This window comes from Streptomyces sp. HUAS 15-9 (assembly GCF_025642155.1).
GTDB lineage: Bacteria > Actinomycetota > Actinomycetes > Streptomycetales > Streptomycetaceae > Streptomyces.
Genome location: NZ_CP106798.1, coordinates 2,219,877 through 2,238,472, shown reverse-complemented (window position 1 = coordinate 2,238,472; position 18,596 = coordinate 2,219,877). Strand labels below are relative to the sequence as shown.

The following is an 18,596-nucleotide window of genomic DNA, read 5'->3' as shown; positions in this document are numbered from 1 at the left end:
GAATCCCGGTCCCGCTCGCACACGATCAGTCCCGCTCGCACACGAAGATCGCCGTCCCGGGGATGAGGGCACCCCGCAGCGGGGACCAGCCGCCCCACTCCGCGGTGTTCCAGGCCGGCCACTCCGGCTCCACCAGGTCCACCAGACGCAGGCCCGAGGCCACGATGTCCCGGACGCGGTCACCGATCGTCCTGTGGTGCTCCACGTAGACCGCCCTACCCTCCTCGTCCTGTTCGACGTACGGCGTGCGGTCGAAATACGAGGCCGCCACCGACAGCCCCTCGGGCCCCGGCTCGTCCGGGAAGGCCCAGCGGACGGGATGCGTCACCGAGAACACGAAGCGGCCACCCGGGCGGAGTATCCGGTGCACCTCGCGCAGCACCAGCCGCGGATCCGCCACGAACGGCAGCGCCCCGTAGGCCGAACACGCCAGGTCGAAGGAGGCGTCGGCGAAGGGGAGCGCACCGGCGTCGGCGCACACCAGAGGAAACGATCCGCCGATGCGCAGCGCGTGCTGGAGCTGGCGGTGGGAGAGGTCCAGGGCCACCGGCCGGGCCCCCTGGGCGGCCAGCCAGCGCGAGCACTGCGCCGCGCCCGCGCCGATCTCCAGGACGTCCTTGCCCTTCAGCTCCTCCGGCGCGCCGAGCAGTTCGGCCTCCACCTCGTCGAGGCCCTCGGGGCCCCACACGAAACGGTCGTCGCCGAGGAACGTGCCGTGTTCGACCTGGTACTCGTCCGCGTTCCGGTCCCACCAGCCCCGATTGGCCCTGGAGCTCTCGGTGGCATCGGCGTCGCGCCGGGTGGCTTCGGGTTCGAACGCTTCGGGCTCTTGGATGATCGGCTCCCTCGTCGTACTCTTCCGTCCAACCCTCAGGGCCGTGTCACGGAGGAGGTTCCCTCAGGCCCGCGTGGCCTGCTGGGACGTTTCTTGTGCCGGTTATGCGGCGATCCGCCCCGGGTGTGCGCTTCGCGCATTGACCCTGTCCGGCTGCCCCCGTATGCTACAAGTTGCGCTGCGGGCCTGCGCACCTCAGACGTAGCAGGCTGCGCTCGCATCTGTTGTATGTCCCCTCGGTTGTCGAGGCGCCGTCACCAGTCGCTGGTGGGGCGCTTCCTTGGCTGTCCGGCTTCTTCAGAGCGATACGGGCTCCCGGCGTAGCAGTACCTACGACTTCAATGTCCGTACCGGAGCCCTTTCCCACATGACGAGCAGCACCGAGACCACCGCCACCACCCCGCAGGTAGCGGTCAACGACATCGGTAACGAGGAAGCATTCCTCGCAGCGATCGACGAGACGATCAAGTACTTCAACGACGGCGACATCGTCGACGGCGTCATCGTGAAGGTCGACCGGGACGAGGTCCTGCTCGACATCGGTTACAAGACCGAAGGTGTCATCCCGAGCCGCGAGCTCTCGATCAAGCACGACGTCGACCCCAACGAGGTCGTTGCCGTCGGCGACGAGATCGAGGCCCTCGTCCTCCAGAAGGAGGACAAGGAAGGCCGCCTGATCCTCTCGAAGAAGCGTGCCCAGTACGAGCGCGCCTGGGGCACCATCGAGAAGATCAAGGAAGAGGACGGCATCGTCACCGGTACCGTCATCGAGGTCGTCAAGGGTGGTCTCATCCTCGACATCGGCCTCCGTGGCTTCCTCCCGGCCTCCCTGGTCGAGATGCGCCGCGTCCGCGACCTCCAGCCGTACGTCGGCAAGGAGCTCGAGGCCAAGATCATCGAGCTGGACAAGAACCGCAACAACGTGGTCCTGTCCCGCCGCGCCTGGCTGGAGCAGACCCAGTCCGAGGTCCGCCAGACGTTCCTCACGACCCTCCAGAAGGGTCAGGTCCGCTCCGGTGTGGTCTCCTCGATCGTCAACTTCGGTGCCTTCGTGGACCTGGGTGGCGTCGACGGTCTGGTCCACGTCTCCGAGCTGTCCTGGAAGCACATCGACCACCCCTCCGAGGTCGTCGAGGTCGGCCAGGAGGTCACCGTCGAGGTCCTCGACGTCGACATGGACCGCGAGCGCGTCTCCCTGTCGCTGAAGGCGACCCAGGAAGACCCGTGGCAGCAGTTCGCCCGCACCCACCAGATCGGCCAGGTCGTGCCCGGCAAGGTCACGAAGCTGGTTCCGTTCGGTGCGTTCGTCCGCGTCGACGAGGGCATCGAGGGTCTGGTCCACATCTCCGAGCTGGCCGAGCGCCACGTGGAGATCCCGGAGCAGGTCGTCCAGGTCAACGACGAGATCTTCGTCAAGGTCATCGACATCGACCTCGAGCGTCGTCGCATCAGCCTCTCGCTGAAGCAGGCCAACGAGTCCTTCGGTGCCGACCCGGCCTCGGTCGAGTTCGACCCGACCCTGTACGGCATGGCCGCGTCCTACGACGACCAGGGCAACTACATCTACCCCGAGGGCTTCGACCCCGAGACCAACGACTGGCTCGAGGGCTACGAGAAGCAGCGCGAGGAGTGGGAGCACCAGTACGCCGAGGCGCAGCAGCGCTTCGAGCAGCACCAGCAGCAGGTCATCAAGAGCCGCGAGGCCGACGCTGCCGCCGCTGCCGAGGGTGGCGACGCCGCGGGTGCGGCTCCGGCCGCGGGTGGCGGTTCGTACTCCTCCGAGGGCGCGGACACCTCCGGTGCGCTGGCCTCGGACGAGGCGCTTGCCGCGCTGCGCGAGAAGCTGGCCGGCGGCCAGAGCTGATCGCTGCCGCTGAGGCTTAGCCGTTGACTGCAGGGGCCGTACCTTTCGGGGTACGGCCCCTCAGCGCTGCCCGGGAGCGGTGAACCCGGCGTCCACGTCGGGGAGTCCACGGCCACGCGCGCGTGACGGTCGGCCGCGCGGCGCCTCGTGCTCTGGTGGACCCGCGCACGAAAACGCGGTGAGACAGGCCTGATCAGGGGCGTGGGCGGGAATGCCCACGTTCCGGGCCGCGTTGTCGACTACTGACACGAGGAGGAGCGGTCACAGTGCTAGATCCGCAGGGTTTGTACGCATGGGAGCCGAAGGGGCTTGCCGTCGTCGACATGGCGCTCGCCCAGGAGTCGGCCGGACTTGTCATGCTCTACCACTTCGACGGATACATCGACGCGGGTGAGACCGGCGACCAGATCGTCGAGCGGCTCCTCGAGTCCCTGCCCCACCAGGTCGTCGCCCGCTTCGACCACGACCGGCTCGTGGACTACCGGGCCCGCCGCCCGCTGCTCACCTTCAAGCGGGACCGCTGGACCGAGTACGAGGAGCCGACCATCGAGGTACGGCTCGTCCAGGACACCACGGGAGCCCCCTTCCTGCTGCTCTCCGGCCCCGAGCCGGACGTGGAGTGGGAGCGCTTCGCCGCCGCCGTACGGCAGATCGTGGAGCGTCTCGGCGTACGGCTCTCCGTGAACTTCCACGGCATCCCGATGGGCGTCCCGCACACCCGCCCGGTCGGCCTCACCCCCCACGGCAACCGCACCGACCTCGTCCCGGGCCACCGCAGCCCCTTCGACGAGGCACAGGTGCCCGGCAGCGCCGAGGCGCTCGTCGAGTACCGCCTCATGGAGTCCGGGCACGACGTCCTGGGCGTCGCCGCGCACGTCCCGCACTACATCGCCCGCTCGGCCTACCCGGACGCGGCACTGACCGTCCTGGAGGCCATCACGGCCGCGACCGGCCTGGTCCTGCCCGGCATCGCGCACTCCCTGCGCACGGAGGCGCACCGCACGCAGACGGAGATCGACCGGCAGATCCAGGAGGGCGACGAGGAGCTCACCTCCCTCGTCCAGGGCCTTGAGCACCAGTACGACGCCGCCGCGGGCGCCGAGAGCCGCGGCAACATGCTCGCCGAGTCGGCGGACATCCCGTCGGCGGACGAGATCGGCCGGGAATTCGAGAAGTTCCTGGCGGAGCGGGAGGGCGACAACTGAGCGGTGCGACCGGTGGGCGCCCTGTCGGTGGCAGGGCCTAAGCTTCCGCTCATGCTGAAAGTTGGCCTCACCGGTGGGATCGGCGCCGGCAAGAGCGAGGTGTCGCGGCTGCTCGCCGCGCACGGTGCCGTACTGATCGACGCGGACCGCATCGCACGCGAGGTCGTCGCGCCCGAAACCCCCGGCCTCGCGGCGGTCGTCGAGGCCTTCGGCACACAGGTGCTTGCCGCGGACGGCAGCCTGGACCGGCCCCGGCTGGGCTCCATCGTCTTCGCCGACCCGGAGAAGCTGGCCGTCCTGAACTCGATCGTGCATCCCCTGGTGGGCGCCCGCTCCCGCGAGCTGGAGAGCGCCGCGGCCGGCGACGCGGTGGTCATCCACGACGTCCCGCTCCTCACGGAGAACGGCCTCGCGCCGCTGTACGACCTCGTGGTCGTCGTCGACGCGAGCCCCGAGACCCAGCTCGACCGGCTCGTCCGGCTGCGGGGCATGACCGAGGCGGACGCACGCGCGCGCATGGCGGCGCAGGCGACGCGCGAGAAGCGCCTGGAGATCGCGGACATCGTCATCGACAACGACGTACCGCTCGAAGCCCTGGAACGGCGCGTGGACGAGGTGTGGAGCGACCTGGTCCGCCGCGCGCGGGAATAGCGGCCCGCCGGCCGGGCGTTGAACGCCTCCAGCAAGGGAAGGACTTTGTCGTGCCCGAGACCAGCGGTTCGACCGGACGTACGCCGGAGACGCATGTCATCGACTTCCGTGCCGCCGAGCAACTGCTCAACGCACGGGACCCGAGGGGCGCGGTGAAGCTGCTCGACGGAGTCATCGCCGCCCATCCCGAGAACACGGCCGCACGGCTGCTGCGGGCCCGCGCCTTCTTCGCCGCCGCCCAACTGAGGCCCGCCGAGCTGGAGTTCACCATCGTCCTGGAGCGCGAGCCGGACAACGCGTTCGCGCACTTCGCGATTGCCCGCACCTATGAGCGACTGGGACGCCCGGACCAGGCCAAGCGCCACTTCCGGCTGGCGGCCGCGCTGGACCCCAACCCGGAGTATCTGAAGGCCGCACGGTTCGATTCCTGACACGGCCGGGCGGTGCGGCGATGCCATGACCCCACGCGTGCGCCCGTCACGGATGCCGGTGCTGCGGAGGCCGACGCAACGGCGGACGATCGTCCACCGGCTCGTACGGCGGGACATCACGGCCCGGCTGGTAGTGCGGGCCCTCCCGCATGTGCTTGAGGATCATGGCCATGTCGACGGTGGCCACCACCCAGAGCACCCCGCAGGCGGCGGCCCAGCCGGGGCGCCCGACTAGCACGAAGGCCACCGTGCCGAAGACGGCCCAGGCCAGCCCCCACACGCTCAGCCACAACCGCGCCCGCAGAGCACTGCGCGCGGTCGCCGGCTCACTGCCCGTACGCATCGGGATCACCACTCCTCCTTGCAACGTACTCTTCGGACGGACGTTCACCAAAGGGGGAATCGCACCGTGCTGCCGGACGCCGACGACCTGCCCGAACTGCTCCTCGACCTCTGCGTCCCCCATGAGGACATCAACGCATTGGTCGCACTGCGCCGCACGGTGACCGGCGACCCGGGCGTCTTGCGGCTCCTGGAGGAGTGCGTCGAGGAGCTGGTCCGGGACCTGGGGGAGCCCGGCGGGGCACCGGGGCTGGACGAGCGGCTCGCGGCGGCTCCGGCCGGGCTTGGCCCGTACTTCGTGGTGTACGTCTTCCTCGCCGGGCTTCCCCACACGCGCGCGTACCACCGCGAGCGCGGCATCCCGGCGGACGTCCGCCGGCGCACCTTCGCCGACCTGGGGCGGCACATGACGATCCACCGCAGACGGACCGGCGCCGGAGGGCTGCACCCACGGCAGGCCCGCTGGCTGGCCCACCACTTCCGCGGTGAGCTGTACCAGCTGGGCCGACTGCAGTTCGAGCGCGCACGGCTCGGTGAGCGCACGGCGCGGGTGATCTCGGCCGCCGGACCGGACGTGGCCCCCGGCGTGCCCTGTCTGAACCTGCACATCCCCGACTTCCACGGCCCGCTGACACCGGCCGCGTGCGACCGGTCGGTGGCGCTGGCCCGGGACTTCTTCGCCCGGCACTTCCCCGAGGAGAGACACCAGGTCGTGGTCTGCCACTCCTGGCTGCTTGATCCGCAGCTGAAGCGGTATCTCGCCGAGGACTCCAACATCGTCCGGTTCCAGGAGCGGTTCCGGGCGGGCCGACAGGACACGGAGCCCGCCGACGGCGATCCCGTCCAGTTCGTGTTCGGGGATCCGGACCTGCCGGTGCGTGATCTGCCGCGCCGGACGTCCGTGGAGCGGGCCGTGGGGGACCATCTGCGGGCGGGCGGCCACTGGTACATCGGGCACGGATGGTTCCCGCTGCCCTGAGGAACACTCGAACGAGTGAACTACCGACGGGTGGGAACGGGTCTGCGGAGGCGGGCCGTTGTTCGGGCATGACGGTTGAAATGCGTGAGGGGTACGAGGGAACGGGACCCGGTGCGATCACACCGGACGGCTGCGCGGTGGAGCTCTACTCACGCCTGCCGGTGCGGGACGAGCCGGACATCATCGCCGCGGCCGTGCCGCCCGGTGCGCGCATCCTGGAGCTGGGCAGCGGAGTGGGACGGATGACCCACCCCCTGCTGGAGCGAGGGTTCACGGTCACGGCGGTGGACGAGTCCGCCGAGATGCTGGAGCGCGTCCACGGGGCGTGCACGATATGCGGCCCCATCGAGAACCTCGACCTGGGCGAGACATTCGACGTGGTGATGCTCGCGTCGTTCCTGGTGCACGCCGGGGACGTCGAGGTGCGACGAGGAATGCTGCGCACCTGCGCCCGGCATCTGGCGGAGGGAGGCTGTGTCCTCATCCAGCGGGAGGGCGAGGACTACCACACCGACCTCCCGCGGGAGCGGGTCGACCCCGGCGGCTTCACCGTGCGGATGCTGTCGTCCGAGCCGGTCGGGGACGGGGTGAACTCGGTGCGCGCGGAGTATGTGTTCCCGGACGCGGTCTGGACGCAGACGTTCCGGGCCCGGCCCCTGACCAAGGAGGAGTTCGAGGAGGCGCTGGCGGAGGCCGGGCTGGAGGTGGACGAGTATCTGACACCGGACGGGGTGTGGGTGCGGGCGGTCCGGACGTCATAGGGGCGTCGGAGCGCGGGAAGACGGGCGAATTTCCCGCGGACGGCGATGAGTTCTCGGGCACGGGCCGGTCTACCTCTGTGACAGCAACCGGGACCGCTTCCCCCAGGAGAAACCCGTGACCGAGACCACCGCTTCCGTCCCCTCCGCCCCGACCGCTCGCGGCAACCGAGCCCGGATCGCCCTGCGCACGGTGCAGGTGCTGCTCGCCCTGTTCTACGCCGTCGCGAGCGCACTGCCCAAGCTCATCGCGCACCCCTCGGCCGTCGAGTCCTTCGACAAGATCGGCTGGGGCAGCACGGGCATGTACACCATCGGCGCACTCGAACTGGCCGGGGCGGTGGCCCTGTTGATCCCGGTCCTGCAGTCCGTGGCGGCCGTCGCGCTGAGCGCGCTCATGGTGGGCGCGTTCATCGTCCAGCTCACGGTGTTCGACGGTCAGTACGCGGCGACCCCGCTCATCCTGATCGTGCCCCTGACCCTCATCGCCTGGGCCCGACGCGGCCACAACGCGGAGCTGCTGCAGCTGCTCCGACGACGACGGGCATGATCCGCGCACGGAGGCGGTGACGTCCCGCGGGCCTCGGGGGCCCGGGCGGGCGTCACCGCCTCCGTGCCAGGGCGGGCGGAATCACCGCTCCTTCGGTCGGCCCCCGGGATTCGGCCGTCCCCCGGGGGTGCCGAAGCCGCCGGCGCCGCCCGCTCCCCGCAGTCGTTCCAGCTCGCGGCGATCCCGCTTGGTGGGGCGGCCGGTGCCGCGGTCGCGGATGCCGATGGGGGCCGTGGCCTCGCGGGGCGGGGGCGGCGGGGAGTTGTCGATGTAGCACTGGGCCGCCACGGGGGCGCCGACCCGCTTGCGGATCAGGCGTTTGACGACGACGACCCGCTCCCGGCCCTCGTGCCGCAGGCGCACCTCGTCGCCGATGCGCACGGAGTAGGCGGGCTTGACGCGCTCGCCGTTCACATGGACGTGTCCGCCCCGGCAGGCGGTCGCTCCCTGAGAGCGGGTCTTGACCAGACGCACGGCCCAGATCCAGCTGTCGATGCGGACGGTCCCGCCGTCGGCCGGCCCGGCGGCCTCGGCGGCGGCCACCGCGGCGGCGATCTTCGGATCGACGGCAGGCGCGTCGGCGGCACCGGAATCTCCGGCGGCCTCGCCGGTTCCGGTGGTCTCGGTTGTGGCCTCGTCGGGCGTGCGGCCCGCCCTCCGTGTCCCGGTCCCACCGGTCCCGCGGCCCTTGCTCTCATCCGCATCCTGCAAAGCCATGTCCTCGACCTTAGCTCCACGAGCCGCGTCGGCCGGACGCGTTTTTCCGGGCGGAGGCGGAGCCCCCTCCACCCGGGCATACGGTTGTGGCATGGACATCCGCGGCCTGCCCGACCTCGACCGGCACCTTGCCGACTGCCGGGCCTGCCCACGGCTGGTCGCCTGGCGCGAGGAGGTGGCGCGGACCAAGCGTGCCGCCTTCGCCGACTGGACCTACTGGGGCCGCCCGGTGCCCGGCTTCGGCCCGCCCGATGCCCGGCTGCTGATCATCGGGCTCGCCCCGGCGGCGCACGGCGGCAACCGCACCGGCCGGATGTTCACCGGTGACCGCTCGGGGGATGTGCTGTACCGGGCGATGTACGACGTCGGACTGGCCTCGCAGCCCACGTCCGTCAGCGTCGACGACGGCCTGGAGCTGTACGGCGTACGCGTCACCGCGCCCGTGCACTGTGCTCCGCCCGCCAACAAGCCGACGCCCGAGGAGCGCGACACCTGCCGGCACTGGCTGGTGCGGGAGCTGGGCCTGCTGCGGCCGACGCTCAGGGCCGTCGTCGTGCTCGGTGCCTTCGGCTGGCAGGCCGCGCTGCCCGCGTTCGCCGAGGCGGGCTGGACCGTGCCTCGCCCGCGGCCCGCCTTCGCCCACGGCACCCGCGTGAGGCTCGACCGACCGGACGGGCCGGAAGGGCTGGATCTCTTCGGCTGCTTCCACGTCAGCCAGCGCAACACCTTCACCGGCCGGCTCACGCCGGAGATGCTGCGGGAGGTGCTGCGCACGGCGGCGGACGCGGCGGGGCTCGGTGACCGGGTGGCCTGGAAGACGAGGTGAGCCCACGGACTCCCTTCGGACTCCCCCGGACTTCTTAGACGATGCGGGCCGCCGCGAGCGGGCGCTTGTCGGGGGTGTACGACGTGCCGCTGTTGACGCTCCACCGGTAACGGGCGAACTCGCCGGAGGCGTTGTCGGCGTAGACCATCAAGTGACCGATGCCGACGCCCTGGAGGTTGTTCACGTCGTCGACCATCCGGGTGTCGGGGTAGAGGGCGTAACTGGCCTTGCCGTACACCCCGTGCGGATCCGACGTGCAGTCGAGGATCTCGACGGCGTACTGCGTCTCGTTGTCGACGGTCGAGTTGCCGGTGTAGACGCCCTTGACCTCGCGGACCATCACGATGTGCCCGGTGTTGACGGTCGCGGGGTCGGCGTCGGGCCCCGGCTTGTAGTCGATCGCGATCAGGTCGCCCGGCCGCAGATCGGTGACCTTGCGGATGCGCTGGAAGCGAGGGCCCGCCGTGCCGTTGGTGAACGCCGTGCAGTAGTCGGCGGCCTCCGGGACCTTCTCCTGGAAGTACTGCAGGTAGTAGGCGTCGTTCGCCCAGCCGTAGGTGTGCTTGAGGACGGCCGTCATGAACGACGAGCAGCGGGCGCGAGCCACCCAGCTCGCGAGGTCGTCGGGGCGGCCCCAGGCGACGGTCGCGGGGGAGCCGACCAGGTAGACATTGTTCTCCCGGGCCGTACGGCCGCTGACCAGGGCGATCTCAGCGGCGGTGAGCGCGCGGGAGTACGCCCGTACGTCGTCCACCGCACCCTTGAACCGGTTCGCGTAGGCGCCGTCCCAGCGGGCCCGCCCGATGTTGAAGCCCTGCGTCGCGGCCCACGCGAGCGTGGTGTCGGCGCCGGCCTCCAGCGTGCCGTTCACATACAGATGGATGCGCGTGCCGTCCCAGACGCCGGTCAGATGCGTCCAGACGCCGGTCTTGGTGACCGGGGTGGTGGAGACGGCGGACACCTTGGTGCTCTGGTCCTCGCTGCGCACCTTGAACGCCCATGTCCGGGCCGTGTCGTCGTACTGGAGCAGGAAGCGGCTGGCGGAGCCGCCGTCCTGGCTGACGGCGGTGTACATGCTGGTCAGATCCGCCGGACCGGCGGGGTCGTCGGACAGGCGTACCCACGCCGAGACCGTGAACGGGGCCGTGGTGTCGAGGACGGAGCCGGTGGCCGCGTACGCCCCGGAGGTGCCGTCCAGGCTCAGCTCGCCGCCGGACCGCAGTGTCGTCCAGGTCGCGCCCGAGCCGAGCGTGACGGGGTGTTCCCGTCCGCTGCGGTCGCCCGCGGAACCGTCCAGCGGCCAGTGCCCGGCGAGGCCCTCCGTCAGATACCCGGCCGCCAGCAGCCGCTGGTACTGGACCATCCGCTCGGCCTCTGCCAGATGCGGCGTCGCGACGGGGGTGAACGGCGTGTCCAAGGGCACGTCGGCCGCGGCGGCGCCCGCACCGGCCACCACCCCCGTCATCGCACCGGCACCCACCATCGCCGCTCCGCCCAACAGCCCGCGTCTGCTGATCACTGTCTCCCCCATCATCTCTCCGTCATCTCCCCCATGGCCTTCCCCCTCGTCTGCCCTCAGGGCCGCCATACGTACCGGACGTCCGGCTCCCGCTCCTCGTTGTCGCTGCCGTCCGCGAACTCGGCGGCGACGAAGCCGTGCCTTTCGTAGAAGCGATGGGCGGCCTTGTTGACCTGGAAGGTCCACAGCGTGAGGCCCCGCGGACGGCGGTCCTTGGCGACGGCCATGAACCGGTCGCCGAGGCCGCGCCCGCGCCAGCCCGGATCGAGGTACAGCTGGGACAGCAGGCCCTCGTCGAGCACCATCACGCCCACGACCGTGCCGCCCGCGTCGGCCACCCAGGTCTCCCGCGACGGCACGACCACGTCCCGGAAGTAGGCACGGACCTCGTCGTCGGTGCGCGGCCGTCCGACCGTCGGCAGCGCGGCCGCGAAGGAGCGCAGCCAGACGTCGGCGGCGGCGAGGGCATCGGCCTCGGCCGCCCGGCGCAGAACGACCGTGGTTTCGCCGCTCACGGGCGCGCCTCCTCGGGGACGACGGCGGTGGCCGTGATCTCCACCAGCTGCCCGGTGTACCCGAGGCAGGCCACGCCGAGCAGGGTCGACGAGTGCGGCCCGGCGCTCAGCCCCGACGCCTCGACCACCTCCCACACCTCGGAGAGCACCGAGGGGTCACCGCTCACCACGTACACATCGGTCGCCACGACATGCGCCAAGTCGCTGCCCACGGCCTTCAGTTGCTCACCCAGATTCGCGATCACCTGCTCGGCCTGCCGCACGGGATCCCCCGCACCGACCACTTCTCCCCGCGCGTCGAGGGGCACGGCCCCGGCGAGGAACGCGAGCTTCGTACCGGCCTCGACTATGGACGCATGCGAGTAGGTGGGCGGCGGAAACAGACCGGATGCGGTGACGCGCCGGATCATGCGGGCTCCTGGCGTGGACGAAGGACAACCTACCGATCATCCGCAGCCCGGCTGGTGACCGCATCCGAATTTCCGTTCTCCGCCTGCCCGTTGAGCAGCGGGCCGCCTACCCGGTCGACCGTATCGGGGAGCTCGGTCGCCGTGGGATCATCTCGCCACGTTCGGCACACGCGTATGGGGGAGGCACGTGGTGCGTGTTCGGTACGACCAGCGGGCACTGGCACTCGTCGAGGTGCGCGGGGGGCGACGGGACTGGGAGACGGCCGAGAACGAGTTCGCCCAGCGCGGTTGGCCGGTCGTCACCTCCTTCGCACGCGGTGAGGACATATCGGCGGGAGTGCTCACCCGGGACCCGGACACGCGGCTGTACTGCGTGGAAGTGCGCCTGTTCGGCGCGCGCAACAGCAGGACCGAGCGGGCCGCGGCCTGGCGGGTGGAGCGGCTGGCGAAGGCCGCCCGGATCGAGATGTACGTCAGGCGTTGCGACCTGCTGGACACGGACCGGGAACAGTTCACCGAGTGGCGGGTCCATTCCACGACGCACCGTCTGCCCCTGCGCCCGCCGCCGGGACCCCGGCATCGCCTCGCGGATCTGCGCCGCCGTTGGGCCGTCCTGCGGACGCGTTTCACCGAACGCCGGGGCCGCCACGACACCGGAACCTTCGTGAGCGGCACGGCCTCGGAGGCGAGACGGCTTGCCCGGATGGGCATGCCGACGGGAGCCGCTCCCCGGACGGATGTCGATGTACGTGTGGTGCACGGGCCGGGCCACGACCGTATTGTCCGCAGACGTGAGCGGGCCGAGGACCGTTGGATGACCAAGCAGCTGGTCTGGTTGATGGCGATGGCCTTCTGCGTGGTGTTTGCGCACCGCGCCATCGGTGCTCGCGCGTGGATCTGGGGAACGCTGGCAGTCGGCTGCTTAGTCGTCGGTGTGCGCGCGGCGGTCCAGTTCCACCTTTCCGGCGGGCGGATGCGGAACGCCCTACGCCTCCTTGCCGTAGCGGCTCTGCTGCTGGCCTGGGTTCTCGGCTGGTTCCCTCCGTGGGCCGATCCTCTGACACCGCTCCAGATGCTTGTCTTCGACATCTCGCTGGTCACGGCGGTCGGTGTCTGGCTGCTCGTGCGGCAGTGGAGCTGGGGGGAGTGGCTGGCCTGGGCGGCTCCGCTGGTGTTCGCGGCGCTCGTGTCCTTCGCGGTGGCCTCCGGTTCGGTGCTGCACGCCCTGTACGCGTACGCGTTGGGACTCGATCCGGAGGACCTTCACGTGCCGGGGATCTGGCAGGTGGCGGCAGCGGGCAAACTGCTGAGTTTCCTGAGCCTGGCCCTGGTGGTGCCGGCTGGCTGGGGCATCGCGAAGCATGTGCACGCGGCCTTCCTTCGCCCGGCCGAGTATCTGAACCCTCCTTTGTACGCCGTGGTACAGATCTTCGTTGTCAGCATTGTCGCGTTTCTGGCCGTCGGTTCCTCACTTCAGGCCGCCGACGCGGTGAAGGCGGCCGCCAAGGCGCACCGGGTGGCACCGCCCTACTTCGGTGTACGGCCCGAATGGATATGCGTGCAGCCGACCGTGGCCAGGAAACAGCTGAACGTACAGGGAGCGGAGCTCCATCCAGGACGCCCCTACCTCTCGTTCGGGACCTCCGGGGACGACGTCGTGCTGTGGGGTGCGGACGCCGCGGAGCCGTTCAAGGTGCCCACCGCGCAACTGCGGCTGCTTCCCGCGAAGGATCCGCGCAAGCCGTGCGACTTCCCTGCCCGGGAGTGGGAGCGGCCGTAGACCGCGTTCCGCGCACGCGGTTCGTGTCAGTGCTGAGCGAACTGGACACGGGTCGCCTGGACGGCGTCCGGACGGATGGCGACGCCGCTGACGGTCAGCTGCTCCCCGTAGATGTCGGTGAGTCGGAGAGAGCCGCCGCAGCCGGTGCCGTCCTCGGAGAGGAAATAGTTGTAGCCGGTACGGGTCAGCGGACGCAGGCCGCTGCCGGTGCCGACCGCCAGCCGGGCCAGCGGGTTGCGGTGGCCGAGCACCTGGATGCCGCACCAGTGGCGACTGGAACCGGTCTTGTAGCGGATCGAGACCGTGTCGGACGTGGCGGGGCTCAGCAACCTCCAGGTGACCGGGATCCGGCCGGCCGAGAGGGCCGCCAGTTTTGCGAATGCCTGCTCGCTGAGGTCCAGTTGCCCGGGTGCGCATTCGGGGCACTCGTTGGTGACCCGCACCGTGACGGAGGCACCGCCCGCCCCGCGCACCTGTACGTATGCCCCGCACGCCTTGGACGTCTCGTAGTCGGTGTGGTTCATCGCCGCGATCATCAGGTCGCGGCTCGGGCCGTACAGGCAGGCGCCGTTCCCGTCTCCCGCGTCGTAGTGGGTGGCGAGTCCGCTGTAGGTGACCCCGGGCTTGATCCGTCCCGCCAGCGGTGCCGCGCCGGAGGCCGGCCGCGCGTTCGTCACGGGGGCGCGGGCGGGCGTCGTTCGCGCCGATGCGGTGGGTGTCCTCGTGGGCTTCCGGGTCGCCTTGGTGGGCGTCGGCGACGGGGATGCCGTGGACGGCTTCGGCGTCGGTGCCGTGGGCGCGGTGCTCGTCGGTCCGGTGCTCGTGGCGGGCGTGCCCGCGGATCCCACGGTGTGGGAATCGCCGTCGGGGCGGAAGGCCAGCACCAGCGATATGAGGAGCCCCACGGCCGCCACGGCGACGACGGAGATGAGGGCCATGCGTCGCCGGGGAGCGGGGCGGCGGTGGGGAGAGGATGCCACGGATGAGTCCTTCGAGTCCGTACGCGGTTCTGGAGAACACACGCTTCCGACTCACCAGTGGTCACAGGGGCCGGAGAGGTTGCCGGGGTTTCAGTGGCGGTGCGGTGGGAGGAGCTCCGCCCATACTGTCTTGCCCGGCGCGGACATGCGGGGCGTTACGCCCCAGTCGTCCGCGAGGGCGGCCACGAGCAGGAGTCCGCGGCCGGATTCCGAGTCGGGGGACGGAGGAATGGACGAGGGCAGTTTCTCGGTACGGGTGTCGGTCACCTCGATACGGAGCGGCGCCAGGTGCGGGAGATTGAGGAGCAGTACGGCATCCTCCGGGCCCAGGCGCTCACTCCGCGGGAGTCGCTGGCCCTCATCGAGAAGTTGCTGGGAGAGAGATGAACGCACCTGAGTTTGCTTGGTTCAAGAGCACTTACAGCACGGGTAGCGGAGGCGAGTGCGTCGAGGTCGCCGTTCGCCCTGACAAGGTTCACGTCCGTGACTCGAAGGACACGAACCGGGCTGCGCTGAGCGTGGAGTCCGCTGCCTGGAGGGCGTTTATCGAGTCCGTGGAGCTGTGACAACGGTGGAGCCCCCGGCAGGCTCTGACTCCGGCAGATTCGCTCGCGCTGATCGAGGAGTTGTGGGGAGAGAGATGAGTGGGGACGGGCTGACTTGGTTCAAGAGCAGCTATAGCAGCGGCGAAGGCGGTGAGTGCGTCGAAGTCGCGGCCGCCTCGGGCGCGGTGTACGTCCGTGATTCCAAGGACACGAGTCGGCCTGTGCTGACCGTGGAGTCCGCTGCCTGGAGGGCGTTTATCGAGTCCGTGGAACTGTGACACCGGCGGAGCCCCCGGCAGGCGTGCGCTTGCCGGGGGCTCCGTGCGTGTCTCAGCGGGGCCAGCGGCCGAAGCGATCCGCCGCCGAATAATCCTTCGAAGTCGGGCAGCTGCCGCTGCTACCGTCTCCGACGTGGCGAAACTCAATCAGATCATCGCAGTGGAGAAGGGCATCAAGTCCAAGGCGCACCAGGACCTGACGTCCGCGCACCACGGCCTGCAGAAGCCCGCGTTGCTGGCCGGTATCTCGCGGACCTACCAGCCCAAGGACGAGGAGGGCGAGCAGTTGCCGCCCGAGTCCACGCGGGTGCAGGTCAAGGCCGAGGACGTGCTGCGCGAGACCGCGGCGACGCTGACCCGGCTCTTCGACGTGACCGCCACCAAGGACTGGGCCAACTGCACCGCGCGGGCCGATGTGAAGGTGGACGGGCGGGTGCTCGTCGCCGACGTGCCCGTGGCCTACCTGCTGTTCCTGGAGAAGCAGCTCGTCGACCTCAACACCTTCGTACGGAAGCTGCCCGTCCTCGACGCCTCCGAGTCCTGGGCGCAGGACCCGTCCACCGACGCGTGGAAGACGGAGCCCGTGCGGACGCTGCGCACCAAGAAGGTGCCCAGGAACCACGTCAAGGCCGAGGCCACCGAGAAGCACCCGGCTCAGGTCGAGGTGTACTACGAGGACATTCCCGTCGGGTACTGGACCACCGTGAAGTTCTCCGGCGCCCTTCCCGCCCGGCGCGTCAACGAACTCCTCGACCGTGTCGAGAAGTTGCAGCAGGCCGTGAAGTTCGCCCGGGAAGAGGCGAACGGCACCGACGTCGTCGACCAGCGGGTGGGTGACGCCGTGTTCGGCTACCTGTTCGGGTAGCCTTCGAGAATCCCCGGTCCCTCGAGACCGGGGTGCGCGAGGAGCGCAAGCTGAAGCTGAGGCTTGTCGTGACGAAGCGGTTCCAGTGGAGGTTCGAGTCCTCCCCGCGGCATTCATCCCGTGCCGCGGTAGCCCAAACGGCAGAGGCAGACCGCGTTGAATCTCAGACTCTCGCTCCAGACTCAGCATTCGCCGCCGATCGCCGGATCGAACGGGCTCGGGCCCCAGCACGTCGAGATGCAGGTTCAAGTCCTGCCCGCGCAGCTCGATGCGCGGTGGTCCAAAGGTAGGACGCGGCGACATCACGACTGACCCGGGTTCTCAAGCGTGCCGGCGTGCGACGATGGGCGGCTTCTCCGGGCCCGGGGGCAGGCTACGCCCCCGGGTCCACCTAACTCTGACCCGCTCGGATACGACATTGCGTTCATAAAGAACTCGACTCACCGGCCATCCGTCACGCCCCGGCAACCTGATCGTCCCATTTGCTCCGGGAACACGATCTACCCTGGACACCACAGCCCACCACTCGGCCACCGTCGCCCGAAGGCACACCCCGCCCTCGTCCGGACAGGAGCCCCGTGTCCCGCCCCGTTCCCGCACTGCCGCCCTGGCTGGCCCATGCCCTCCGCGCCCAGCGCGGGCCCGTCCCCTGGAGCGCGGTCACCCGGGGTGCGCTGGCCGCCGGGCCGCTGCTGCTCGCCGCCGTCCTCACCGACCGCATCTCCCTCGGCGTCGTCGCCGCTGTCGCCGCCCTGCTCGCCGGGGTCAACGACCGGCCCGGCAGCCGGCGGGCGGCTGTCAGGTTGCTCGGGGTGCCCGCGCTGGCCGGGGCAGCGGGGCTGCTCGTCGGGACGTACGCCGGACAGCACGTCGGAGCCCTGCCGCTGACCCTTGTCCTCACCGGGCTCGGATTCCTCGCCGGAGGCATGAGCGCCGTCGGGCCCGTCGCCTCCGGTGCCGGTACGCAGCTGCTCGTCGCCTCCGCCATCGGAGCCGGTATGCCGCTGCCCGAGCCGGGGTGGCAGCGGGCCCTCGCCTTCCTCGCGGGGGCCGGCTGGCTGCTCGTGCTGCGGCTGGCCCTGCCCACGCCCGGTGCGATCGCGGGTGACTACCGGTTCGACGGGGAGCGGGACGCCGTCGCCGGGGTGTACGACGCCGTCGCCGAGCTGCTGGATGCCGTGGGGACCGAGGAGGCTCTCGCCCGGCGGGCCGCGCTCACCGGCGCACTGGACCATGCGCAGGACGCGCTCGCCGGGCCCCGGCTGCGGCGGTACGCCGGCTCCGTGGCCGAACGCCGGCTGCACGCGCAGTACGCCGCCGCGCTCCCCCTGGCCGAGGCCGCGACCGCCCTGACCTGGGCGGGGAGGCCGTCGGTGAACGGGCCGCGGAAGGACCCCGGCGCCTCGCCGCCGCCGTGCGGGGCAACCGTGGCAGCGGGCCGCTGCCCGCGCCCGGTCGGTCCGCCCCTGCCCTGCGCGCCCTGGACGACGCCCTGCTGCGCGCCGCCGAGGCCTTCGACCGGGCCGAGGGCGCGGAGCACCGGGTGCTCACCCGCCGTCGCCGAACGCGGGACCTCGTGCGGGCCGCGCTCGGCACCGGCGGACGCGAGTACGGCCTGCGCGTCGCCCTCTGCTTCGGCGCCGCCGTGGCCATCGCGCAGGCCCTGCACGACGCCCGCTGGTACGGGCAGCACCCGCACTGGTACTGGCTCCCCGTCACCGCCGTCTTCCTCGTCAAGCCTGATCTCGGACCGCTGGTGTCCCGGGTGCTGTGCCGGGCGGCGGGGACCGTGCTCGGCGCCCTCGTCTTCGCGGGCTTCGCCGCCGTGCTGCCCCGGCCCGAGGGGCTGGTCGTGCTGGTGGCCGTCAGCGGTGCGCTCCTCCCCGTCGCCACCCGGCACTTCGCCGCCCTGACCGCCGTCGTCACCGTGTTCGTCCTCGCACTGGTCATGGTCGGCGGAGAGCCGCAGGCCTCTGCCGGCCGGATCGGCGAGACGCTGCTGGCCTGCGCGATCGTGCTGATCGTCGGGCATCTGCCGATGCCGGGGGAGCGGGGCGGCGGCGTGCGCGCGCGGCTCGTGGCCGCCGGGAGTGCTGCGCGGGACTACCTCGACCACGTCCTGAGCGAGTCGGACGACCGGACGGAGCGATGGGCCCTGCGGCGGGAGGCCTACCGCACCCTGTCCGAGGCCCGTACGGCCATCGCCCTCGCCGCCGCCGAGCTGCCCGCCCTCGCCCGGCACACCGAGGGCACGGACGCCGTCGCGGCCGTCCTCGAACGGCTGGTCGACACGACCACGGCGTGCGCCGTGCACCTCGACGACACGGGTCGGCTCACACCACACCACACCGAGCACCTCGACGAGCTGCTGGCCGAGCTGGAGCGGGGGTGGCGGCGGCTGGGGCTCCCGGCGGCGGCGCCGCGGACCTGGACGCCCGTCGCCGTGTGACCGGCTCCAGCCCTGTGTGACCGGTTCAGCGGCCCACCGACGTCAGCTGCGGATCCGCGCTTCGGCTCACACGACCCGATGACCCTGCCGTACGTTG

At 70.9% G+C, this 18,596-nt stretch carries 19 protein-coding genes and 3 pseudogenes; 14 read left to right on the top strand and 8 right to left on the bottom strand.

Annotated elements, in window-relative coordinates:
- Positions 1–25 precede the first annotated feature (25 nt).
- Positions 26–835, bottom strand: coding sequence for a class I SAM-dependent methyltransferase (locus N8I87_RS10270; protein WP_411577370.1), 810 nt, complete (start codon positions 833–835; stop codon positions 26–28).
- Between the two features lie 367 nt (positions 836–1,202).
- Here N8I87_RS10270 and rpsA point away from each other — a divergent pair, with 367 nt between their 5' ends.
- The 4 genes from rpsA (at position 1,203) to N8I87_RS10250 (ending at position 4,986) form a co-directional block, all read left to right on the top strand.
- A complete protein-coding gene (gene rpsA / locus N8I87_RS10265) occupies positions 1,203–2,699 on the top strand; it encodes a 30S ribosomal protein S1 (RefSeq protein ID WP_181807901.1) in 1,497 nt (498 codons plus the stop codon).
- Between the two features lie 266 nt (positions 2,700–2,965).
- The gene (locus tag N8I87_RS10260) at positions 2,966–3,904 is read left to right on the top strand and encodes a PAC2 family protein (protein ID WP_263207569.1); all 939 of its coding nucleotides are present in this window, start codon (positions 2,966–2,968) and stop codon (positions 3,902–3,904) included.
- Between the two features lie 51 nt (positions 3,905–3,955).
- On the top strand, positions 3,956–4,555 hold the full coding sequence (gene coaE / locus N8I87_RS10255) for a dephospho-CoA kinase (protein WP_263207567.1): 600 nt from the start codon (positions 3,956–3,958) through the stop codon (positions 4,553–4,555).
- Positions 4,556–4,605: 50 nt separating this feature from the next.
- Positions 4,606–4,986 carry a tetratricopeptide repeat protein gene (locus N8I87_RS10250; RefSeq protein ID WP_263207566.1) on the top strand — a complete coding sequence of 127 codons (381 nt, stop codon included), beginning with the start codon at positions 4,606–4,608 and terminating at the stop codon, positions 4,984–4,986.
- A gap of 46 nt (positions 4,987–5,032) precedes the next feature.
- Here N8I87_RS10250 and N8I87_RS10245 read toward each other — a convergent pair whose 3' ends face one another.
- Positions 5,033–5,329: a DUF6343 family protein gene (locus tag N8I87_RS10245; RefSeq protein WP_263207564.1), complete on the bottom strand. Its 297-nt coding sequence runs from the start codon at positions 5,327–5,329 to the stop codon at positions 5,033–5,035.
- 66 nt (positions 5,330–5,395) lie between these two features.
- Between N8I87_RS10245 and N8I87_RS10240 the strand changes: the two genes are divergently transcribed.
- The 3 genes from N8I87_RS10240 to N8I87_RS10230 all read left to right on the top strand — a co-directional run bounded on the left by N8I87_RS10240 (position 5,396) and on the right by N8I87_RS10230 (position 7,615).
- On the top strand, positions 5,396–6,307 hold the full coding sequence (locus N8I87_RS10240) for an acyltransferase domain-containing protein (RefSeq protein ID WP_263207562.1): 912 nt from the start codon (positions 5,396–5,398) through the stop codon (positions 6,305–6,307).
- Between the two features lie 68 nt (positions 6,308–6,375).
- A complete protein-coding gene (locus N8I87_RS10235) occupies positions 6,376–7,068 on the top strand; it encodes a class I SAM-dependent methyltransferase (RefSeq protein ID WP_263207560.1) in 693 nt (230 codons plus the stop codon).
- Positions 7,069–7,183: 115 nt separating this feature from the next.
- The gene (locus tag N8I87_RS10230; RefSeq protein ID WP_263207559.1) at positions 7,184–7,615 is read left to right on the top strand and encodes a DoxX family protein; all 432 of its coding nucleotides are present in this window, start codon (positions 7,184–7,186) and stop codon (positions 7,613–7,615) included.
- A gap of 81 nt (positions 7,616–7,696) precedes the next feature.
- Here N8I87_RS10230 and N8I87_RS10225 read toward each other — a convergent pair whose 3' ends face one another.
- Complete coding sequence (locus N8I87_RS10225) at positions 7,697–8,332, bottom strand: RNA-binding S4 domain-containing protein (RefSeq protein ID WP_263207557.1); 636 nt, start codon at positions 8,330–8,332, stop codon at positions 7,697–7,699.
- Positions 8,333–8,423: 91 nt separating this feature from the next.
- Here N8I87_RS10225 and N8I87_RS10220 point away from each other — a divergent pair, with 91 nt between their 5' ends.
- Positions 8,424–9,158, top strand: coding sequence for a uracil-DNA glycosylase (locus N8I87_RS10220; protein ID WP_263207555.1), 735 nt, complete (start codon positions 8,424–8,426; stop codon positions 9,156–9,158).
- Positions 9,159–9,192: 34 nt separating this feature from the next.
- Here N8I87_RS10220 and N8I87_RS10215 read toward each other — a convergent pair whose 3' ends face one another.
- Genes N8I87_RS10215 through N8I87_RS10205 form a run of 3 tightly spaced genes read right to left on the bottom strand, consistent with a single transcriptional unit; the run spans position 9,193 to position 11,602 of the window.
- Positions 9,193–10,689: a LamG domain-containing protein gene (locus tag N8I87_RS10215; RefSeq protein WP_263207553.1), complete on the bottom strand. Its 1,497-nt coding sequence runs from the start codon at positions 10,687–10,689 to the stop codon at positions 9,193–9,195.
- Positions 10,690–10,733: 44 nt separating this feature from the next.
- The gene (locus tag N8I87_RS10210) at positions 10,734–11,192 is read right to left on the bottom strand and encodes a GNAT family N-acetyltransferase (protein WP_263207551.1); all 459 of its coding nucleotides are present in this window, start codon (positions 11,190–11,192) and stop codon (positions 10,734–10,736) included.
- A complete protein-coding gene (locus N8I87_RS10205) occupies positions 11,189–11,602 on the bottom strand; it encodes a RidA family protein (protein WP_263207549.1) in 414 nt (137 codons plus the stop codon). Before N8I87_RS10205 ends, N8I87_RS10210 begins: the two co-directional genes overlap by 4 nt.
- A 187-nt stretch (positions 11,603–11,789) precedes the next feature.
- On the opposite strand from N8I87_RS10205, the gene N8I87_RS10200 reads away from it, so the two are divergent.
- Positions 11,790–13,382 carry an NnrS multi-domain protein gene (locus tag N8I87_RS10200; RefSeq protein ID WP_263207547.1) on the top strand — a complete coding sequence of 531 codons (1,593 nt, stop codon included), beginning with the start codon at positions 11,790–11,792 and terminating at the stop codon, positions 13,380–13,382.
- Between the two features lie 26 nt (positions 13,383–13,408).
- Here the strand turns inward: N8I87_RS10200 and N8I87_RS10195 are convergent, their stop codons facing one another.
- Together N8I87_RS10195 and N8I87_RS10190 are read right to left on the bottom strand one after the other, a co-directional pair.
- Complete coding sequence (locus N8I87_RS10195) at positions 13,409–14,362, bottom strand: expansin EXLX1 family cellulose-binding protein (RefSeq protein ID WP_263207546.1); 954 nt, start codon at positions 14,360–14,362, stop codon at positions 13,409–13,411.
- A gap of 90 nt (positions 14,363–14,452) precedes the next feature.
- Positions 14,453–14,638 (bottom strand): annotated as a pseudogene (locus N8I87_RS10190) (ATP-binding protein); the annotation flags it as partial.
- On the opposite strand from N8I87_RS10190, the pseudogene N8I87_RS10185 reads away from it, so the two are divergent.
- The 5 genes and pseudogenes from N8I87_RS10185 to N8I87_RS10165 form a co-directional block, all read left to right on the top strand.
- Positions 14,630–14,749 (top strand): annotated as a pseudogene (locus tag N8I87_RS10185) (transcriptional regulator); the annotation flags it as partial. The pseudogenes N8I87_RS10190 and N8I87_RS10185 overlap by 9 nt on opposite strands.
- Positions 14,746–14,928, top strand: coding sequence for a DUF397 domain-containing protein (locus tag N8I87_RS10180; protein ID WP_263207544.1), 183 nt, complete (start codon positions 14,746–14,748; stop codon positions 14,926–14,928). The pseudogene N8I87_RS10185 and the gene N8I87_RS10180, both read left to right, overlap by 4 nt.
- A gap of 74 nt (positions 14,929–15,002) precedes the next feature.
- Entirely contained in the window at positions 15,003–15,185 is a 183-nt protein-coding gene (locus N8I87_RS10175; protein WP_263207542.1) for a DUF397 domain-containing protein, read from the top strand.
- Positions 15,186–15,318: 133 nt separating this feature from the next.
- Positions 15,319–16,050: a DUF7873 family protein gene (locus N8I87_RS10170; RefSeq protein ID WP_263207540.1), complete on the top strand. Its 732-nt coding sequence runs from the start codon at positions 15,319–15,321 to the stop codon at positions 16,048–16,050.
- 578 nt (positions 16,051–16,628) lie between these two features.
- A pseudogene (locus N8I87_RS10165) lies at positions 16,629–18,499 on the top strand (FUSC family protein).
- The last annotated feature ends 97 nt before the right edge of the window (positions 18,500–18,596 follow it).